The sequence below is a fragment of the Streptomyces sp. R35 genome, from assembly GCF_041053035.1.
Classification (GTDB): Bacteria; Actinomycetota; Actinomycetes; order Streptomycetales; family Streptomycetaceae; genus Streptomyces; species Streptomyces lutosisoli.
The window spans coordinates 4,037,267-4,052,461 of the sequence record NZ_CP163440.1 but is presented as its reverse complement, the minus strand read 5'-3'; the positions used below and the strand labels follow the sequence as shown (position 1 = coordinate 4,052,461).

Sequence of the window (15,195 nt, the reverse complement as noted above, 5' to 3'; positions counted from 1 at the left end):
GGGGTGTCAGCTGCCGTAGCCGTAGCCACCGTTGTCGTGCCCGCTGTCGTTCACGCAGGTGTTGCCGAAGGCCGGGTTCAGCAGGGCGATGACGTTGACGGTGTTCCCGCAGACGTTGACCGGCACGTGGATCGGGACCTGGATGACGTTGCCCGAAACGACGCCGGGCGAGCCGACGGCCTCGCCCTGGGCGCCCGCGTCCGCCATGGCCAGGCCGGCCCCGCTGAGCACCACGGCACCCGTGCCTACAGCGACAACAGCGGCCTTAGCGATGCGAGACATCACGTTCTCCTTTGACTCGGTGAGCGCACGGCTGCATGGGCGCGACCGCACGCCCCCTTCAACGCGCCCACCCACACCTGGTCACGGCGTTCATCCGGGGATCACTCTTTCCGCACGGGCCAGTACGTCCGCCTGCCGCATCGGGGTGTCATGTTGGGGGGATGTCGGGGGGAAAAATTCGCTTCGGCTCGCGGTATGCCCTCAACTAGCCTGCCGGACATGCCGACCGACCAACCGGCCGACGAAGCCACGGACCAAGCGACCGACCAAGCGACCGATCCGACAGCCGGCGTGAGCGGCCTCGCCGGCGTTGCCGGTGTGATCGGTCTGTTCGCCGAGGAGACCAGGGCACGTGCCTTCGCCGCGGTGGCCCTTGGCGCGGACACCCCCGCGAAGGTCATGGAGAAGGCAGGGCTGTCCCCGAAGGACGCGACCGTGGCGCTGCGACGCCTTCAGGAGCAGGGCGTGATCACCCAGGGCGACGGGGGACTGGGCGTCGCTTACGGCCACTTCCGGGAACTCGCGCGCTCCGCGCGTACGGCGCCGCTCGTCGAGAGCTACGGATCCGGGGACGAGCAGAGCGAGACGGTCCTGCGGACCTTCGTGCGGGACGGGCGCCTGGTGCGGCTGCCCGCCCAGTGGGAGCGCAAGCTGGTCGTGCTCCGGCACATCGCCGAGCGGACCTTCGAGCCGGGCGTCGAGTACCCGGAGCGGACCGTGAACGAGAAGCTGCGCGCCTGGTGCGAGGACGCGCCGGTCGACCATGTGACGCTACGGCGGTATCTGGTGGACCTGCATCATCTGCACCGGCAGAACGGCCTCTACTGGCGGCCCGCGACGGCCTGAGGCGCCCGGTGGTCCGAGGCCGCCCGAGGCGAGGTGCTTGATGGGCCGTGGCGGCCTGGGGTGGCCCGGGGTGCTTGATGGCCCGTGGCCGCCTGGGGTGCCTGGTGGTTGCTCAGCCCAGGCGGCGTACGGGCGTGCCCGCCAGGAACGCCTGGATGTCCTCGACCGCCGCGCCGTAGTACGTCTCGTAGTTGGCCCGCGACACATAGCCGAGGTGCGGCGTCGCCAGCAGCCGTGGGGCCGAGCGCATCGGGTGGTCGGCGGGGAGCGGCTCGATGTCGAACACGTCGACGCCCGCTCCCGCGATCCGGCCGCCGTGCAGCGCGGCGAGCAGCGCGTCCTGGTCGACGATCGCCGCCCGTGACGTGTTGACCAGGTAGGCGGTCGGCTTGAAGAGGTCCAGTTCGGCGGCGCCGATCAGGCCCCGGGTGCGGTCGCCGAGCGCGAGGTGGACGGAGACGAAGTCGCTGCTCGCGAGCAACTCCTCCTTGGAGGCGGCAAGCTCCACCCCCACCTCGTCGGCGCGCTCCTTGGTGAGGTTCTGGCTCCACGCGCCCACCTGCATGCCGAAGGCGAGGCCCACCTGGGCCACCCGGCCGCCGATCTTCCCGAGCCCGAGCAGACCGAGCCGGCGGCCGTGCAGATCGGCGCCGACGGTGCTCTGCCAAGGGCCGCCCGCCCGCAGCGCGTTGTGCTCCGTGACGATGCCCCGCGCGAGGCCGAGCAGCAGCGCCCACGTCAGCTCGACCGGCGGGGTCGAGGAGCTCGGAGTGCCGCACACGGTGACGCCGTGCGCCTCGGCGGCCGCGTAGTCGATCACCGAGTTGCGCATCCCGGAGGCGATCAGCAGCTTCAGCCGCGGCAGCCGGGCCAGCAGCGACGCCGGGAAGAGCACCCGCTCGCGCAAGGTGACGACGATGTCGAAGTCCGCGAGGGCGGCGGCCAGCGTGTCCTCGCCGGGGAAGTGCTCGGTGAAGCTGATGACCTCCACCTCGCCCGAGACCGGCGACCAGTCCGCCATCTCGGTCGCGACGCCCTGAAAGTCGTCCAGCACGGCACAGCGAAGTTGCATGTCAGGTCCCTCCCAGGCTCAGCCCGACCCTACCGGAGCGACGACAACGCACCCTGGGCCGCCCGCACCTCCGTGGAGGAGGCGGCTGATCCGTAAGTCGCGACGCCCGCTCGCTCACCGTGGCAGTATCTGGGCTCCATGAGTGCGTCCCTGGCGGTACGGAGCTTGCGCGCGGCGGTGTTCGCCGTGCTGTGCGTGCTGCTGGCCGCCGGGGGGCACGGGCTGGCGACGGGGGAGGCACCGCCGTTCTGGGCGGACGGTGCCGGATTCCTCGCCGTCTTCGCGGCCGGCTGTCTGCTGGGCGGCCGGGAGCGGTCGCTGCTCGGGATCGGCGGCGGAATGCTGGCCGCGCAGGCCGGACTCCACCTCGGGTTCGAGGCCGCCCGGCCGCGCATGGCGATGGACATGCACGGGGCGCACATGACGCACGCGCACGTCCACGCCCTGACGCCCCACGCCACGGCCGCGCATGTGGCCGCGGCCCTGCTCGCGACCTGGTGGCTGCGGTGCGGCGAGGCCGCGCTGTGGTCCCTGCTGCGGTGGGCCGTGGCACTTGTGCCGGGGCTCGCGGCATGGTGGCGGGCGCGGACGGGACCGTCTCACGCACGGGCCCGCCGGAACGCCGTACGCCGAAATCACGTGGATCCGCGGCCACTTCGGCAGTTGTTGCTGCGGCACGCCGTCTCCCGTCGGGGACCGCCGGCAGGGCTCGCCCCCACGCCCTGACCGCATCCACACCTGTACGGAGTTCCCCTGATGTCCCCGATACGCACCACCCTGCGCCGAGCCGGCCTCGTTGCCGCCCTCACCACGGCCGGAGTCCTGACCGCCTCGGGCGCGGCCTTCGCGCATGTGACGGTCCACCCCGAGAGCTACGCCAAAGGCGCCACGGACGGCGTCCTGACCTTCCGCGTCCCCAACGAGGAGGACACCGCCAGCACCACCAAGGTGCAGGTCTTCCTGCCCACCGACCATCCGGTTCTGGGCGTCCTGGTCACGCCCCAGGCGGGGTGGACCGCGAAGGTGACGACCACCAAGCTCAAGACGCCCGTGAAGACGGACGACGGCACGATCACCGACGCCGTCTCCGAGATCACCTGGACCGGCGGCCGGATCCGCCACGGCGAGTACCAGGACTTCGACGTCGCCTTCGGTCAGCTCCCTGACAGCACCGACGAGTTGAGCTTCAAGACGTTGCAGACCTACTCGGACGGCAATGTCGCCCGCTGGATCGAGGTGACGCCGAAGGGCGGCGAGGAGCCGGAGAACCCGGCGCCCGTCCTCGCGCTCACGGCCAAGGCCGCGGAGGAGGACGGTTCCGACGGGGGTTCCACCTCGGACTCGTCGTCGGGCTCGGGTACGGCGTCCCGTTCGGGCTCGTCTCCGGCTGCCGCGGCCAAGAGCTCGGCGTCGAGCAGTGACTCGACGGCGCGCGGCCTGGGCATCGCCGGGCTGATCGTCGGCGTCCTCGGTCTGGCCGCGGCCGGATTCGCCATCGCTCGCGGCCGCGCCGCCCGCTCCTAGCCGGTACGCGGCTGCCGCCCCGCCGGTCTCAACTCCCGTCGGCGGGGCGGACCGCCCACCGCTGCTCCACCTTGGCCAGCCGCCAGTACGCCACGGCCGCGGCCCAGACGACCACGAACAGGCCGACGATGATGTAGCCGACGTTGTCCAGGTCGAGCCCCGCGATCCAGCCGGTGACCCCGTCGCGCAGGTCGAGCTTGTCGTGCAGCACGCCCACCAGCTCGATCGTGCCGATGAAGAAGGCCACCGCGATGGACAGGCCGGTGATGGTGAGGTTGTAGAAGACCTTGCGCACCGGGTTGGAGAAGGCCCACTGGTAGGCGAAGTTCATGAACGTGCCGTCCAGCGTGTCGAACAGGCTCATCCCCGCCGCGAACAGCAGCGGCAGGCACAGGATCGCGTACCAGGGCAGCCCGGCCGCGGCGCCGCTGCCCGCCATCACCATCAGCGTGACCTCGGTGGCGGTGTCGAAGCCGAGGCCGAAGAGGAAGCCCAGCGGGAACATCTGCCCGGGCCGCGTGATGGACTTCGTGAAGCGGCCGAGGATCCGGTTCATGAACCCTCGGGAATCCAGGTGCTGTTCGAGCTCGGCCTCGTCATACGTACCGGCCCGCATCGCGCGGAAGACCCTCAGGATGCCGATGAGCGCGACGAGGTTGAGGGCGGCGATGAGGTAGAGGAACGACCCGGAGATCGTCGTACCCATGATGCCGAGCACCTGGTGTGTGCTGGAGCCCTCGTTCATGATCCGCCCAGCCAGCTGGGTGCCTCCGGCGATGAGTGCGGCGAGGATGACCACCACACTGGAGTGCCCGAGCGCGAACCAGAAGCCCACCGACACCGGCCGCTTGCCGTCGGCCATCAGTTTGCGCGTGGTGTTGTCGATCGCGGCGATGTGGTCCGCGTCGAAGGCATGCCGCATGCCCAGCGTGTAGGCGGTGACGCCCAGACCGATGCCGAACGCCTTGGAGCCGACCTCGTAGTGCTCCGGCGCCACGAGCAGGAACAGGATGCCGAACGCGACGACGTGCAGCGCCGCGATCACGGCCAGGAGTACACCGGTCCGCACGGTGTCCTCGCGCCGCCAGCGGAACCCGGCGGCGGATAGGGACGACTGCGTGGGCAGGGTCATGCGGTCACGCTCCAGCACCTCGTGGATCACTTCGTGAGATGCCGTGGCCGGTCTCCTGGCTGACGGGTGCACGCGCCCGGCCCTGCCTTCCCGGCCTCGCGGCCAGTGGCGCCACCCGAAGGCGGCATGGGACGGGAACTCCCCGATCACAGTGGCGAGGGCCGCTCCGGTCTGGGCCCCCTGAGGGGCCGTCACCGGTCTTCCCGAACACCACGGCCCGCCAACCGTAGGCGTGGCCGGTGTCTCCTGCAAAGCTGCACAGCTACGCAGGTATTGAAGATCACATACGGCTGCTCGCCCTGGCCGTTCCGGCGACGGAGACGGAATCGGAGGCGGGCACGAAGGCGGACAAGGAGACGGCAGCGGAGAAGGAGACGGCGGCGTGTGTCCCCTGGCCGCCTGCGAAGATGGCCCCCATGCATCTCGTCCCCGCCGAGCGGGCCGACCGCCGGACCATCGACGGCCACCGGGTCTGCGACGCCGTCGCCGCCATCGGTGAGCCCGGGCATGTACGCACCTGGGCCGACCGCTTCTCCCTCCTCGCCGACCCGCGTCGGCTCGCCCTGCTCCTGGCCCTCCACCGGGCGGGCCCGCTCGCGGTCTCCGACCTCGCCGTCGCGACCGGCATGAACGACCCCGCCGTGTCCCAGGCGCTGCGTCTGCTCCGCACCGCCGGGGTGGTCGAGGGTGACAAGGACGGGCGGGTCGTGCGCTACCGGGTGACCGACGGTCCGACCGCCGAACTCCTCGAACGCTGCGCGTACGACGCCGGCTGAGCCACTCCCGGGCGCACCGGGATCGAAGAGGGGATCTGGGCAGGGCATCCGGAAAGGACATCTGGGCAGGGCATCCGGATAAGGCTGCGGCCCCGAACGCCTGGGAGGCGGGCCGGGGCCGCGGGCTCACGGAGTCACCGTGGTGCGGTCACTCACTGTTGAGTTGCCAAGGTGCCGTGCTGCTCAGTCCTGCGTCGGCGCGTTCTTCCTGCGGACGAAGAACACCGCCGCGCCGCCGATCACGACCAGGGCGATGGCCACGCCCGCGATGACCGGGGTCGCGCTGGATCCACCGGTCTCGGCGAGGTCGGTGCCCCCGCCGGAGGTGCCGCCCACCGTCGCCGGGCTCGGCTCACTGACCGTCTGGGTCGTGATGTCGTTCGCGCTGCCCTGGGTCTTGCAGTCGAGTACGCCCTTGAACCGCTCGGTGAAGCCGTTCGGAGCGTCGATCGTGAAGTCGTACGCCTGGTCCTCCTGCAGCGGGATGGTCACCGTCTGGGACTTGCCCGCCGCGATGGTGCGCTCGACGCCCATCAGCTCGAAGGTGAACGCCTCGTCGCCCTCGTTGGCCGCCGTGATGTCGACGCCGCCCTTGGCGCAGTTCTTCTCGGCGGACAGGGCCGGTATCGCGCCCTTCTCCGCCCAGTTGGCGGTCGCCGTGGCGGAGACCGTCGACTCGCTGGACCCCGCGAGGATCTGCGTCTGGCTGTGGGTCTCCGAGGTGAAGGCGCGGCCGACCGGCACGGTCGTGGACGCCTGCACGGTCAGCGCGGCCGAACCGTCCGCGCTGTCCTTCGGCACGTCGAAGTAGAGCCGGCTGCCGTCGGTGGCGGAGGTGATCGCCTTACCGTTCTTGCCGACGACCTTCACCCCGCTGGCGGCGGAGTCCGCGGGCGGCGTCACCGTCACGCTGTCCGCGTTGGTGTGCACCGTGACGGGGCCGAGCCGCTCGCCGGCGTGACCGGAGACCGCGGCCGGGTCGAGGGTCAGCGAGGCCTTGGGCTCCGCCAGACTCCGCGCGCTCTTCTGCAGATAGTCCGCGAGCTTCTCCGCCTGCGGGTCCACCGCGTCCACGTCGGCACCGTCCGAGTACCGCCAGATGGCCACCTGAGTGCCGGCCGCCGCGTCCTTCTCGGTGAGGCTGCCGACGCCGGCCTTCTTGGCGAGCGCCGCCAAGTCGTTCACCTGCGGGTAGGAGTTCCGCAGGATCCAGCGGATCCTGCCCGCGTTCTTGTTGCCGTTCAGCGACGTACCGCTCCAGGGGGTCTCCTGGTATTTGGCGTCCCGCTGCGTCGGGTTGTGGATGTCGATGCAGTAGGTCTGCAGCATGCCGCCGTTGTCGACGGACATCTCGAACAGCCCCGCGGACACCCAACTGTCCTCGCCGTTCTCGTGGATGACCGCGGACCCGTACGTCTTGAGGTCACCTATCGTGGCGGTCGCACCGCCCAGGCTCTGCGGGGTCTCGTCGGCGACGGCCGTACCGGCGGTGGCGATCGTCCCGACGGCGACGAGCCCCGACACCAACGTCGCGGCGGCGAGGCGGGCGGCCCCTCGGCTGCGCGCGGACAACGCAGAGAACGCAGAAAACACAGAATTCCCCTTCGCGCAGGACCCGTTGACATGGGGGACGGTCCCGCCAGCAGAATCAGAAGCCACGTGAGCTATGCCCGGCATCCTAAGGAAGCGGCGCACCAGGTTCCCCGGTCATTCCATCGGATAATCGATCCGACTCGGAATCGTTATCGCTCACACAGCTGTGAGCTGGGCTTATCGACAAACACACAGGGACCGTTCGCAACGCATTCATCGATAAGCCGCAGTTCGGTCAGGTCGTGCGTGTCCCTGACATCACGTCACTCCCGCCGGCTCGGGATGCTGTTGGCCCGCCGCCTCGGTATGACCCTCTGGCTCCGTCTCCCAACTGGGCTCCGGCTGCGGTGCCGGAGCCGATCCCGTGTCCCCCTTGGCGGCTCGACGGAAGGCGGACGTGCCGCGCGAGAGGTCGTGTCCGATCGCCGCCGCGTCGACGTCCGCCGAGGTCCAGCTCTGGCCGTCGCGCGTTTCCGTGCGTACCTTCAGCCGCCCCTGCACGACCACCGGATCGCCCACCGACAGGGACGCCCCCGCGTTCGTCGCGAGCGCCCTCCTGGACCACACCGTGAAGAAGTTGGTGTGTCCGTCGGTCCACTCGCTCTTCTCGCGATCCCAGTAGCGCGACGTCACGGCCAGCCGAAACCTCGTCGACGCTCCTGTCGACAGCTCCCGGTACACCGGCTGCGTCGCGACGTTCCCCACCACGCACACCATCGTCTCGTTCATCCCGAACCCCTCTCCCGTACGAATGCGTCTGTCGCGGCGACCGCATGCGCTGTGTCGTGCGCTGCGATCGCCGCGAGATCAGACTGCCTCCGTCGGGCCGAGCCCGCTGAGCGCTGTGGACTACCGGCCGGTTGTGGAAAACTCCGTCACCCGACGGAGTGAGGCCGCACAGCTTCGCCGGGGTTAACCCACAGGTGCCGACGCCGCCCCCGTGACCCGCCCGTACTGCTCCCGCACCTCCCGGTACCGAAGCAGTTCCGCGGCCACGGGATCCAGTACACGTGCCCTCCCGCACCCGGCGGCGGCCTCGCGCAGCCGCCGTTCCGCTTCGATGCCGTAGCGCCGGGCGGGCCCGCGCGCCGCCATCCTGCTGCTCCACTCGACGGCCGGACCGCCGATGATGCCCGCCACCATCAGCAGCACAGGCACCCCGAGATTCGGGGCCGTGACGCCGATGATCTGACCCAGCAGCCAGAGTCCGCCGATGAGTTGGACGATCGTCATCGAGGCCTGAGCCAGCACGGCGACCGGCCACCAGCCGGGCCGCGGCGGACGCCCCACCGGGGTCACGGCGCGGGCCGTCATCTCGTCCAGCGCCTCGGGCAGCCCCTGCGCCCCGCGCACGGCCGCCTCGCGCACCGCCTGCGCCCAGGGTGCGGGGAGCCCGTACACCGCCCGGTCCGCGACCAGCCGTACGGCCTGCTCGACGCGCTGGCGTGCCGTGGCCTCCTCGTCCGCGGGGGCGCGGACGGGCAGACGTCCGGTCGGGAGCTCGCCGCGGTCCTGGTACCAGCGCCACAGCCGCAGCCAGGGCGTCCCGCACGCGCGGTTGGCGTTGCGGCGCCACGCGCGCTCGGACGCCTCGCCGGCCGCGACGGCACCCACCGCGTCCGCGAGCCGGGCCGCGAACTCGTCGCGCGCCTCCTCGCTGAGTCCGACGCGCCGCCCGGTCGCGTAGACGGGCCGCAGCCGTGCGGCGGCCGCGTCCACGTCGGCGGAGATCCGGCGCGCCGCGGCACCGCGCTCGGCCACGAACTGGCCGAGCGACTCGCGCAGTTCGCCGACGCCGTCCCCGGTGAGCGCGGACAGCGCGAGCACGGTCGCGCCCGGTTCGCCGTACTCGCCGAGCGCGATCCCGTCCTCGTCGAGCAGCCGCCGCAGATCGTCGAGGACCTGGTCGGCGGCCTCCCCGGGCAGCCGGTCCACCTGATTGAGGACGACGAAGGTGACCTCCGCGTGCCCGGCCATGGGCCGCAGATAGCGCTCATGGAGGATGGCGTCGGCGTACTTCTCCGGATCCACGACCCAGATGACCGCGTCGACGAGGGCCAGGACGCGGTCCACCTGTTCGCGGTGCTGGACGGCCGCGGAGTCGTGGTCGGGCAGGTCGACCAGGACGAGGCCGCGCAGCTGCGCCTCCGCCTCGGCGCTCTGCAGGGGGCGTCTGCGCAGCCGCCCGGGGATGCCGAGCCGGTCGATGAGCGTCGCCGCGCCGTCGCTCCAACTGCACGCGATGGGCGCCGCGGTGGTCGGCCTGCGGACACCGGTCTCCGAAATGGCCACGCCGGCGAGCGCGTTGAAGAGCTGCGACTTGCCGCTTCCCGTGGCCCCGGCGATCGCGACGACGGTGTGCTGCCCGGAGTGCTTGCGGCGCGCCGCCGCCTCGTCGAGGACCCGGCCCGCCTCGGCGAGCGTCCCGCTGTCGAGCCGCGTGCGGGAGAGGCCCACCAGCTCGCGGAGCGCGTCCAGGCGTGAGCGCAGCGGTCCGTCGTACGCCAGAGGGGCCGGCGGTTCCTGGACGGCGGCCCTGGTCTCCACCACCGGCGTCTCGTGCCCGGTGGCCGTCTCGGAGACGCGCCGCGCGATGAGCCCGTCGTCCCAGACGGGTCCGCCTTCCGTACCCGCGGACGTGTCGTCGCCGTCCTTCACGCGCGCGTGCCCGTCGTCGGAGCGGGCGTTCTCGGGGAGCCCCTTTTCGGAGGGCTCGCTGTCGCCGGTGCTCTCCGGGGGCCGGTCCTCGCAAGCCGCCTCTTCGGGAGGGCCGCTTTCGGAAGTGCCCTCTCCGGGGAGGCGGTTTTCGAGAGTGTCCTCAGTGTCCTCTTCGGACGTGCTCTTTTCGAAAGTGTCCTCTTCGAAGGTGCCCTCTTCGGAGCAGGCGTCGTCGGAGGAGTCGTCTTGGGGGTGGTCGTCTCCGGGACGGTCGGCGTGATCCGTGTGGTCAGTGACGGCAGTCACCGCGGTCACCTCTCCTTCTGCAGTACGGACAGCGCGGCGATGAGTTCGGCCTGGGGTTCTGGATGGACGTCGAGCGCGTCGAGGGGCGCGAGACGGCGTTCGCGCTCCGTGTTCAGGGCCTTGCCGAGGTAGTCCGTGAGCAGCCGCCCGCCCCGGTCGCGCAACCGCAGCGCACCATGCGCCCCGATCCGCTCGGCGAGCCCCTCGCCCGCCGTCCGCGCCCGGCGGCCGCCCAGGAGGGCGGTGGCCACCAGCGCGGCGACCACTTCGGGGTCGGGCGCGACGCTCTTGTCGAGGGCGCGTACTTCGTCCTCGGCATGCTCCTCCAGGACGCGCCGCCAGCGCCGTACGGCCATCCCGATCCGGTGCTCGGCGCTCTCCAGCGTCGGATCACGGTCCGTCAGTGCCGCGGCGCCCGCGGCGGGTTCCCGGCGCCATGCCTCGTCCACGCGCTCGTCGGCCGCGGTGACCGCGCACAGCAGCAGGGCGCCCAGGCTCTCGACGAGCGCGTCGAGCAGTTCGTCGGCTCCGCAGTCGAGGGGATAGGCGCGCCACCGCTTGAGCGCGTCCCCGGAGAGCACGGCCCCGGCCTGCAGACGCCTCTTCGCGCGCGCGTGCTCGCTGTCGTACGCCCCTTCGACGGCGGCGGTGAGCCGCAGCGCGGCGGCGTACTGCGCGGCGGCGGCGCTGGCCAGCTCGGGCATCCGCGCCTTCAGCGAGTCGAGGACTCCGTAGGCCGTGCGGGCCATCGCCTGGTGCCGGGCGCCCGCGTCCTGCGCCTGGTGCGTGAGCCAGGTACGCAGGGGCGCGACGGCGGTGGCGGGCAGCAGGCCGCCGCCCCACGCGGACTCGGGCAGCTCGGGCACGGTGAAGCGGGGCACCTCGCCGAGGCCGGCCTTGGCGAGCAGGGCGCCGTACTGCCGCGAGACCTCGGACACCACCTGGTGGGGCACCCGGTCCAGGACGGTGACCAGGGTCGCCTTGTGCTCCTTGGCCGTACGCAGCAGATGCCACGGCACGGCGTCGGCGTACCGGGCCGCCGTGGTCACCATCACCCAGATGTCGGCCGCACAGATCAGCTCGGCGGCGAGTACGCGGTTGTCGGCGACCAGGGAGTCGATGTCGGGCGCGTCGAGGAGGGCGAGGCCGCGGGGGAGCGTGTCGGCGGTCTCGACGCGCAGTACCCGCCCCCCGTGTTCGGCGAGGGCGGACAGGTCGTCGCCGGGCTCCTGATGGGGCACCCACACGCGCGTGAAGTCGGGCAGCACCCGCATCCCGCTGAACCAGTGATGGTCCTCCGGATGGCACACCAGCACCGGCGTACGGGTTGTCGGCCGCAGCACGCCCGCCTCGCTGACCCGGTGTCCCACAAGGGAGTTGACGAGGGTCGACTTGCCGGCGCCGGTGGACCCCCCGATGACGGCGAGGAGCGGTGCTTCGGGTTCTCTCAACCGGGGCACCAGATAGTCGTCGAGTTGTGCGAGCAGTTCGTCGCGGTTGGCACGCGCGCGTGGAGCCCCCGCCAGGGGCAGCGGGAAGCGTGCGGCGGCGACACGGTCGCGCAGGGCGGAGAGTGCGTCGAGCAGCTGAGGCCGTACGTCCAAGGTCACCACATGCGAAGAATGCCCAATTTTGGTGGCTTTCTGAAGCATATGGGTATGCCTGCGCGCCGACAGGACACACGGGGCGGAAGGGATGACTGGGGCGCAGGCATAACGAGTGCACAACACCCGATGCGCGAGACGCCAAAAGCGGTGCACGATTCGTACCCGCCTGCGATTATCAGGACCGCTTCACTGAACCTCCACATCGAGCCACGGAGGCGAAGCACGGGGGACAGGGACACGGGAGCCCTATCCTTGTCCCCGGCAAGGTCAGGGATCAGCCCGCACCCGGGCACCAGGACACAGGCCACCACACCCGGCCCCCGTAGCTCAGTGGATAGAGCAGGCGCCTTCTAAGCGCTTGGCCGCAGGTTCGAGTCCTGCCGGGGGCGCAAAACTCCCCACCCTCCCTATGGGAGGGCTTTTTGTTGGTTCCCCGGCGTGTCGTGCCGCTGGTTCTCCGGCGCGTCATGTGCCGGGACGGCCCGGTCCCAGGTGTCGGACCTGATCGTCGTCGTCCTCCTGCATTCCGTTGACTTGCCCGTGTTCTCAGCCCGTGTCCCGTCGAGTCAGGTCAGTGGGCGCGACGTCCGGCCCGACGCCTCGTCGATCTCGTCGTGCGCCTTGGTCAGCAGCTGCATCGCCAACTCGTTCAGCGCCCTCGCGCCCGCGACCTCCTCGCCGACTCTTGGCTGATTCGAGTCGGAGGGGTGGCGGCTGGCGTACCCGTGGGCGCGTACTTCGTTCCCGTCGGGGAGTCGTAGGAGGGCGGCGGCGCGGGTGCGATGGTCGTCCTCCTCGAATTCCATCTCTACGTGCCATCCGACCGTGGTCCGTGCCTGTGTCTGCGTCATCATGATCACCTCCGGAGCCCCGGCCCCTAGTACGAGTGTGCTCCCTCGGGCGCCCGCGCACGAGGTGGCGGCCGAGCTCGCGGCCGACGGCGACTAGGAGTGACGGGATGGTTACCTGACCAAGGGGGCTTTCGTCCGGCTGCCTGGTGCGAGAGGGCGCCTGTTCGTTCGGTGCGAAGGGCGGTGTCTCCCCGGTCCTTGCGTCTGGTCTCGGCGTGAGTGGATCAGCGGGTGGGGCACATGGGGTGGGGGCACGCATGGGGATGCAGGAGCGCTGGCAGAGTCGGCAGGACGGCCTTGTGATGGCGGGTGAGGGACTCGAAGCCGGTCCGGACTGGGACGCGCGTGTGCGGGCCGCGCAGACAGTGATCGTTGAAGCGGCACGCGGCGCCTTTGAGCGCGGCGACGGGTGGTTCGAGGCCGAGGTCGACCAGCGGAGCGTCGGCAGCCTGGATCCATACAGCGGCACAGCGCTCGACCTCGGGGTGCCCTCTGTGGCGCGGACCAAGGCCGAGCCTGCCGGTGTGCTGCGGGCCCCGAGGAGCGACCTGCTGTCGCGGATCGAGGACGAGGGCTGGGCCCTGCACACCGCCCAGTACGTCTACGTCCAGCTCGGCGAGGAGTCCCGGAACAAGTGGCTCAGGTCGGGGCAGCGGGTGGCGATCAAGGGGAAGATCATCGGCGTATATCTGTTCCGGAGATGTTCCGGAGGGCCTGAGGACGCACAGGGCGTGGGCCGCTCGTGAACGGGGGCGTGGGTCCGCTCGTGAACGGGCAGGTCGCGGGGGGCTCGTCCGAACGGGTTTCCCCCCAGGGGTAGCCGTCAGGCAAGATGGGGTGTATCTGCCCACTCCCGATTTCAAGCGTCCGGACGGTTTCTCTTGGCTGAGTTCATTTACACCATGCGCAAGACGCGCAAGGCGCACGGCGACAAGGTGATCCTCGACGACGTCACCTTGAGCTTCCTCCCGGGTGCGAAGATCGGTGTGGTCGGGCCGAACGGTGCCGGTAAGTCCACCGTTCTGAAGATCATGGCGGGCCTTGAGCAGCCCTCCAACGGCGATGCCTTCCTGTCGCCCGGCTACAGCGTCGGCATGCTGCTCCAGGAGCCGCCGCTCGACGAGTCCAAGACCGTTCTGCAGAACGTCCAGGACGGCGCCGCCGAGATCATGGGCAAGCTGCACCGGTTCAACGAGGTCGCCGAGCTGATGGCGACCGACTACTCGGACGCGCTCATGGATGAGATGGGCAAGCTTCAGGAGGACCTGGACCACGCCAACGCGTGGGACCTGGACACCCAGCTCGAGCAGGCCATGGACGCCCTGGGCTGCCCGCCCGGCGACTGGCCCGTCACCAACCTCTCCGGTGGTGAGCGTCGCCGCGTCGCGCTGTGCAAGCTTCTGCTTGAGGCTCCTGACCTGCTGCTTCTCGACGAGCCCACCAACCACCTGGACGCCGAGTCCGTGCAGTGGCTGGAGCAGCACCTCGCGAAGTACCCCGGCACCGTCGTCGCCGTCACCCACGACCGGTACTTCCTCGACAACGTCGCCGAGTGGATCCTCGAGCTAGACCGCGGCCGCGCGCACCCCTACGAGGGCAACTACTCCACGTACCTCGACAAGAAGGCCTCCCGCCTCAAGGTCGAGGGGCAGAAGGACGCCAAGCGCGCCAAGCGGCTCAAGGAAGAGCTTGAGTGGGTTCGCTCCAACGCCAAGGGGCGTCAGGCCAAGTCCAAGGCGCGTCTGTCGCGCTACGAGGAGATGGCCGCCGAGGCGGACAAGATGCGGAAGCTGGACTTCGAGGAGATCCAGATCCCGCCGGGCCCGCGTCTGGGCTCCATCGTGGTCGAGGTCAACAACCTCTCCAAGGCCTTCGGCGAGAAGGTCCTCATCGACGATCTCTCCTTCACGCTGCCGCGCAACGGCATCGTCGGGGTCATCGGCCCCAACGGCGCCGGCAAGACCACGCTCTTCAAGATGATCCAGGGTCTGGAGACCCCGGACTCCGGCTCGATCAAGGTCGGCGAGACCGTCAAGATCTCGTACGTCGACCAGAGCCGCGAGAACATCGACCCGAAGAAGTCCCTGTGGGCCGTCGTCAGCGATGAGCTGGACTACATCAATGTGGGCCAGGTCGAGATGCCGTCGCGTGCGTATGTCTCCGCCTTCGGGTTCAAGGGCCCGGACCAGCAGAAGCCGGCCGGCGTCCTCTCCGGTGGTGAGCGCAACCGCCTCAACCTGGCGCTGACCCTCAAGCAGGGCGGCAACCTGCTGCTCCTCGACGAGCCGACCAACGACCTCGACGTCGAGACGCTGGGCTCCCTGGAGAACGCGCTCCTGGAGTTCCCGGGTGCGGCCGTGGTCGTCTCCCACGACCGCTGGTTCCTGGACCGAGTGGCGACGCACATCCTCGCGTACGAGGGCGACTCCAAGTGGTTCTGGTTCGAGGGCAACTTCGAGTCGTACGAGAAGAACAAGGTCGAGCGGCTCGGCCCGGACGCGGCTCGCCCGCACCGTGCCACCTACAAGAAGCTGACCCGGGGCTGATC

General features: G+C 70.5%; 14 protein-coding genes, 1 tRNA gene and 1 riboswitch. Of the genes, 7 read left to right on the top strand and 8 right to left on the bottom strand.

Translation table 11 applies throughout. The features are described 5' to 3' along the window. Window positions 1-6: 6 nt before the first annotated feature. A complete protein-coding gene (locus tag AB5J50_RS18545; protein ID WP_369259441.1) occupies window positions 7-282 on the bottom strand; it encodes a chaplin in 276 nt (91 codons plus the stop codon). Window positions 283-501: 219 nt separating this feature from the next. On the opposite strand from AB5J50_RS18545, the gene AB5J50_RS18540 reads away from it, so the two are divergent. After that, window positions 502-1,128 (top strand): DUF2087 domain-containing protein, encoded by a 627-nt coding sequence (locus AB5J50_RS18540; RefSeq protein WP_369259439.1) that lies wholly within the window; start codon window positions 502-504, stop codon window positions 1,126-1,128. 112 nt (window positions 1,129-1,240) lie between these two features. Here the strand turns inward: AB5J50_RS18540 and AB5J50_RS18535 are convergent, their stop codons facing one another. Continuing rightward, entirely contained in the window at window positions 1,241-2,200 is a 960-nt protein-coding gene (locus tag AB5J50_RS18535; RefSeq protein WP_369259438.1) for a D-2-hydroxyacid dehydrogenase family protein, read from the bottom strand. A 138-nt stretch (window positions 2,201-2,338) separates the two neighbouring features. Here AB5J50_RS18535 and AB5J50_RS18530 point away from each other — a divergent pair, with 138 nt between their 5' ends. Both AB5J50_RS18530 and AB5J50_RS18525 read left to right on the top strand, forming a co-directional pair. Continuing rightward, window positions 2,339-2,926 carry a hypothetical protein gene (locus tag AB5J50_RS18530; RefSeq protein ID WP_369259436.1) on the top strand — a complete coding sequence of 196 codons (588 nt, stop codon included), beginning with the start codon at window positions 2,339-2,341 and terminating at the stop codon, window positions 2,924-2,926. A gap of 30 nt (window positions 2,927-2,956) precedes the next feature. Further along, window positions 2,957-3,724, top strand: coding sequence for a YcnI family protein (locus AB5J50_RS18525; protein WP_369259434.1), 768 nt, complete (start codon window positions 2,957-2,959; stop codon window positions 3,722-3,724). Between the two features lie 28 nt (window positions 3,725-3,752). On the opposite strand, the gene AB5J50_RS18520 is transcribed toward AB5J50_RS18525, so the two are convergent. Beyond that, the gene (locus AB5J50_RS18520; RefSeq protein ID WP_369259432.1) at window positions 3,753-4,856 is read right to left on the bottom strand and encodes a HoxN/HupN/NixA family nickel/cobalt transporter; all 1,104 of its coding nucleotides are present in this window, start codon (window positions 4,854-4,856) and stop codon (window positions 3,753-3,755) included. Window positions 4,857-4,883: 27 nt separating this feature from the next. Next, window positions 4,884-5,086, bottom strand: a riboswitch (cobalamin riboswitch). 186 nt (window positions 5,087-5,272) lie between these two features. On the opposite strand from AB5J50_RS18520, the gene AB5J50_RS18515 reads away from it, so the two are divergent. Continuing rightward, window positions 5,273-5,632 (top strand): winged helix-turn-helix domain-containing protein, encoded by a 360-nt coding sequence (locus AB5J50_RS18515; RefSeq protein WP_369265434.1) that lies wholly within the window; start codon window positions 5,273-5,275, stop codon window positions 5,630-5,632. A 183-nt stretch (window positions 5,633-5,815) separates the two neighbouring features. Here the strand turns inward: AB5J50_RS18515 and AB5J50_RS18510 are convergent, their stop codons facing one another. From AB5J50_RS18510 to AB5J50_RS18495, 4 genes are all read right to left on the bottom strand, one after another. After that, window positions 5,816-7,225 carry a Cys-Gln thioester bond-forming surface protein gene (locus AB5J50_RS18510; RefSeq protein WP_369259430.1) on the bottom strand — a complete coding sequence of 470 codons (1,410 nt, stop codon included), beginning with the start codon at window positions 7,223-7,225 and terminating at the stop codon, window positions 5,816-5,818. Window positions 7,226-7,483: 258 nt separating this feature from the next. After that, entirely contained in the window at window positions 7,484-7,954 is a 471-nt protein-coding gene (locus AB5J50_RS18505; RefSeq protein WP_369259428.1) for a single-stranded DNA-binding protein, read from the bottom strand. 183 nt (window positions 7,955-8,137) lie between these two features. Next, a complete protein-coding gene (locus AB5J50_RS18500) occupies window positions 8,138-10,189 on the bottom strand; it encodes a GTPase (protein WP_369259426.1) in 2,052 nt (683 codons plus the stop codon). 5 nt (window positions 10,190-10,194) lie between these two features. Then, entirely contained in the window at window positions 10,195-11,802 is a 1,608-nt protein-coding gene (locus AB5J50_RS18495) for a dynamin family protein (protein ID WP_369259424.1), read from the bottom strand. A 310-nt stretch (window positions 11,803-12,112) separates the two neighbouring features. Between AB5J50_RS18495 and AB5J50_RS18490 the strand changes: the two genes are divergently transcribed. Then, window positions 12,113-12,185, top strand: a tRNA-Arg gene (locus AB5J50_RS18490). A 177-nt stretch (window positions 12,186-12,362) separates the two neighbouring features. Here AB5J50_RS18490 and AB5J50_RS18485 read toward each other — a convergent pair. Next, on the bottom strand, window positions 12,363-12,650 hold the full coding sequence (locus tag AB5J50_RS18485; RefSeq protein ID WP_369259422.1) for a DUF1876 domain-containing protein: 288 nt from the start codon (window positions 12,648-12,650) through the stop codon (window positions 12,363-12,365). Between the two features lie 254 nt (window positions 12,651-12,904). Here AB5J50_RS18485 and AB5J50_RS18480 point away from each other — a divergent pair, with 254 nt between their 5' ends. Both AB5J50_RS18480 and ettA read left to right on the top strand, forming a co-directional pair. Further along, window positions 12,905-13,393, top strand: coding sequence for a hypothetical protein (locus AB5J50_RS18480; protein WP_369259420.1), 489 nt, complete (start codon window positions 12,905-12,907; stop codon window positions 13,391-13,393). Between the two features lie 135 nt (window positions 13,394-13,528). Continuing rightward, the gene (ettA, locus tag AB5J50_RS18475; RefSeq protein WP_369259418.1) at window positions 13,529-15,193 is read left to right on the top strand and encodes an energy-dependent translational throttle protein EttA; all 1,665 of its coding nucleotides are present in this window, start codon (window positions 13,529-13,531) and stop codon (window positions 15,191-15,193) included. Window positions 15,194-15,195: the final 2 nt, after the last annotated feature.

Excerpts from the sequence above, each read along its gene's own strand:
- AB5J50_RS18545 (WP_369259441.1), bottom strand. The coding sequence starts at position 282 with ATGTCTCGCATCGCTAAGGCCGCTGTTGTCGCTGTAGGCACGGGTGCC.
- AB5J50_RS18540 (WP_369259439.1), top strand. The coding sequence starts at position 502 with ATGCCGACCGACCAACCGGCCGACGAAGCCACGGACCAAGCGACCGAC.
- AB5J50_RS18535 (WP_369259438.1), bottom strand. The coding sequence starts at position 2,200 with ATGCAACTTCGCTGTGCCGTGCTGGACGACTTTCAGGGCGTCGCGACC.
- AB5J50_RS18530 (WP_369259436.1), top strand. The coding sequence starts at position 2,339 with ATGAGTGCGTCCCTGGCGGTACGGAGCTTGCGCGCGGCGGTGTTCGCC.
- AB5J50_RS18525 (WP_369259434.1), top strand. The coding sequence starts at position 2,957 with ATGTCCCCGATACGCACCACCCTGCGCCGAGCCGGCCTCGTTGCCGCC.
- AB5J50_RS18520 (WP_369259432.1), bottom strand. The coding sequence starts at position 4,856 with ATGACCCTGCCCACGCAGTCGTCCCTATCCGCCGCCGGGTTCCGCTGG.
- AB5J50_RS18515 (WP_369265434.1), top strand. The coding sequence starts at position 5,273 with ATGCATCTCGTCCCCGCCGAGCGGGCCGACCGCCGGACCATCGACGGC.
- AB5J50_RS18505 (WP_369259428.1), bottom strand. The coding sequence starts at position 7,954 with ATGAACGAGACGATGGTGTGCGTGGTGGGGAACGTCGCGACGCAGCCG.
- AB5J50_RS18485 (WP_369259422.1), bottom strand. The coding sequence starts at position 12,650 with ATGATGACGCAGACACAGGCACGGACCACGGTCGGATGGCACGTAGAG.
- AB5J50_RS18480 (WP_369259420.1), top strand. The coding sequence starts at position 12,905 with ATGGGGATGCAGGAGCGCTGGCAGAGTCGGCAGGACGGCCTTGTGATG.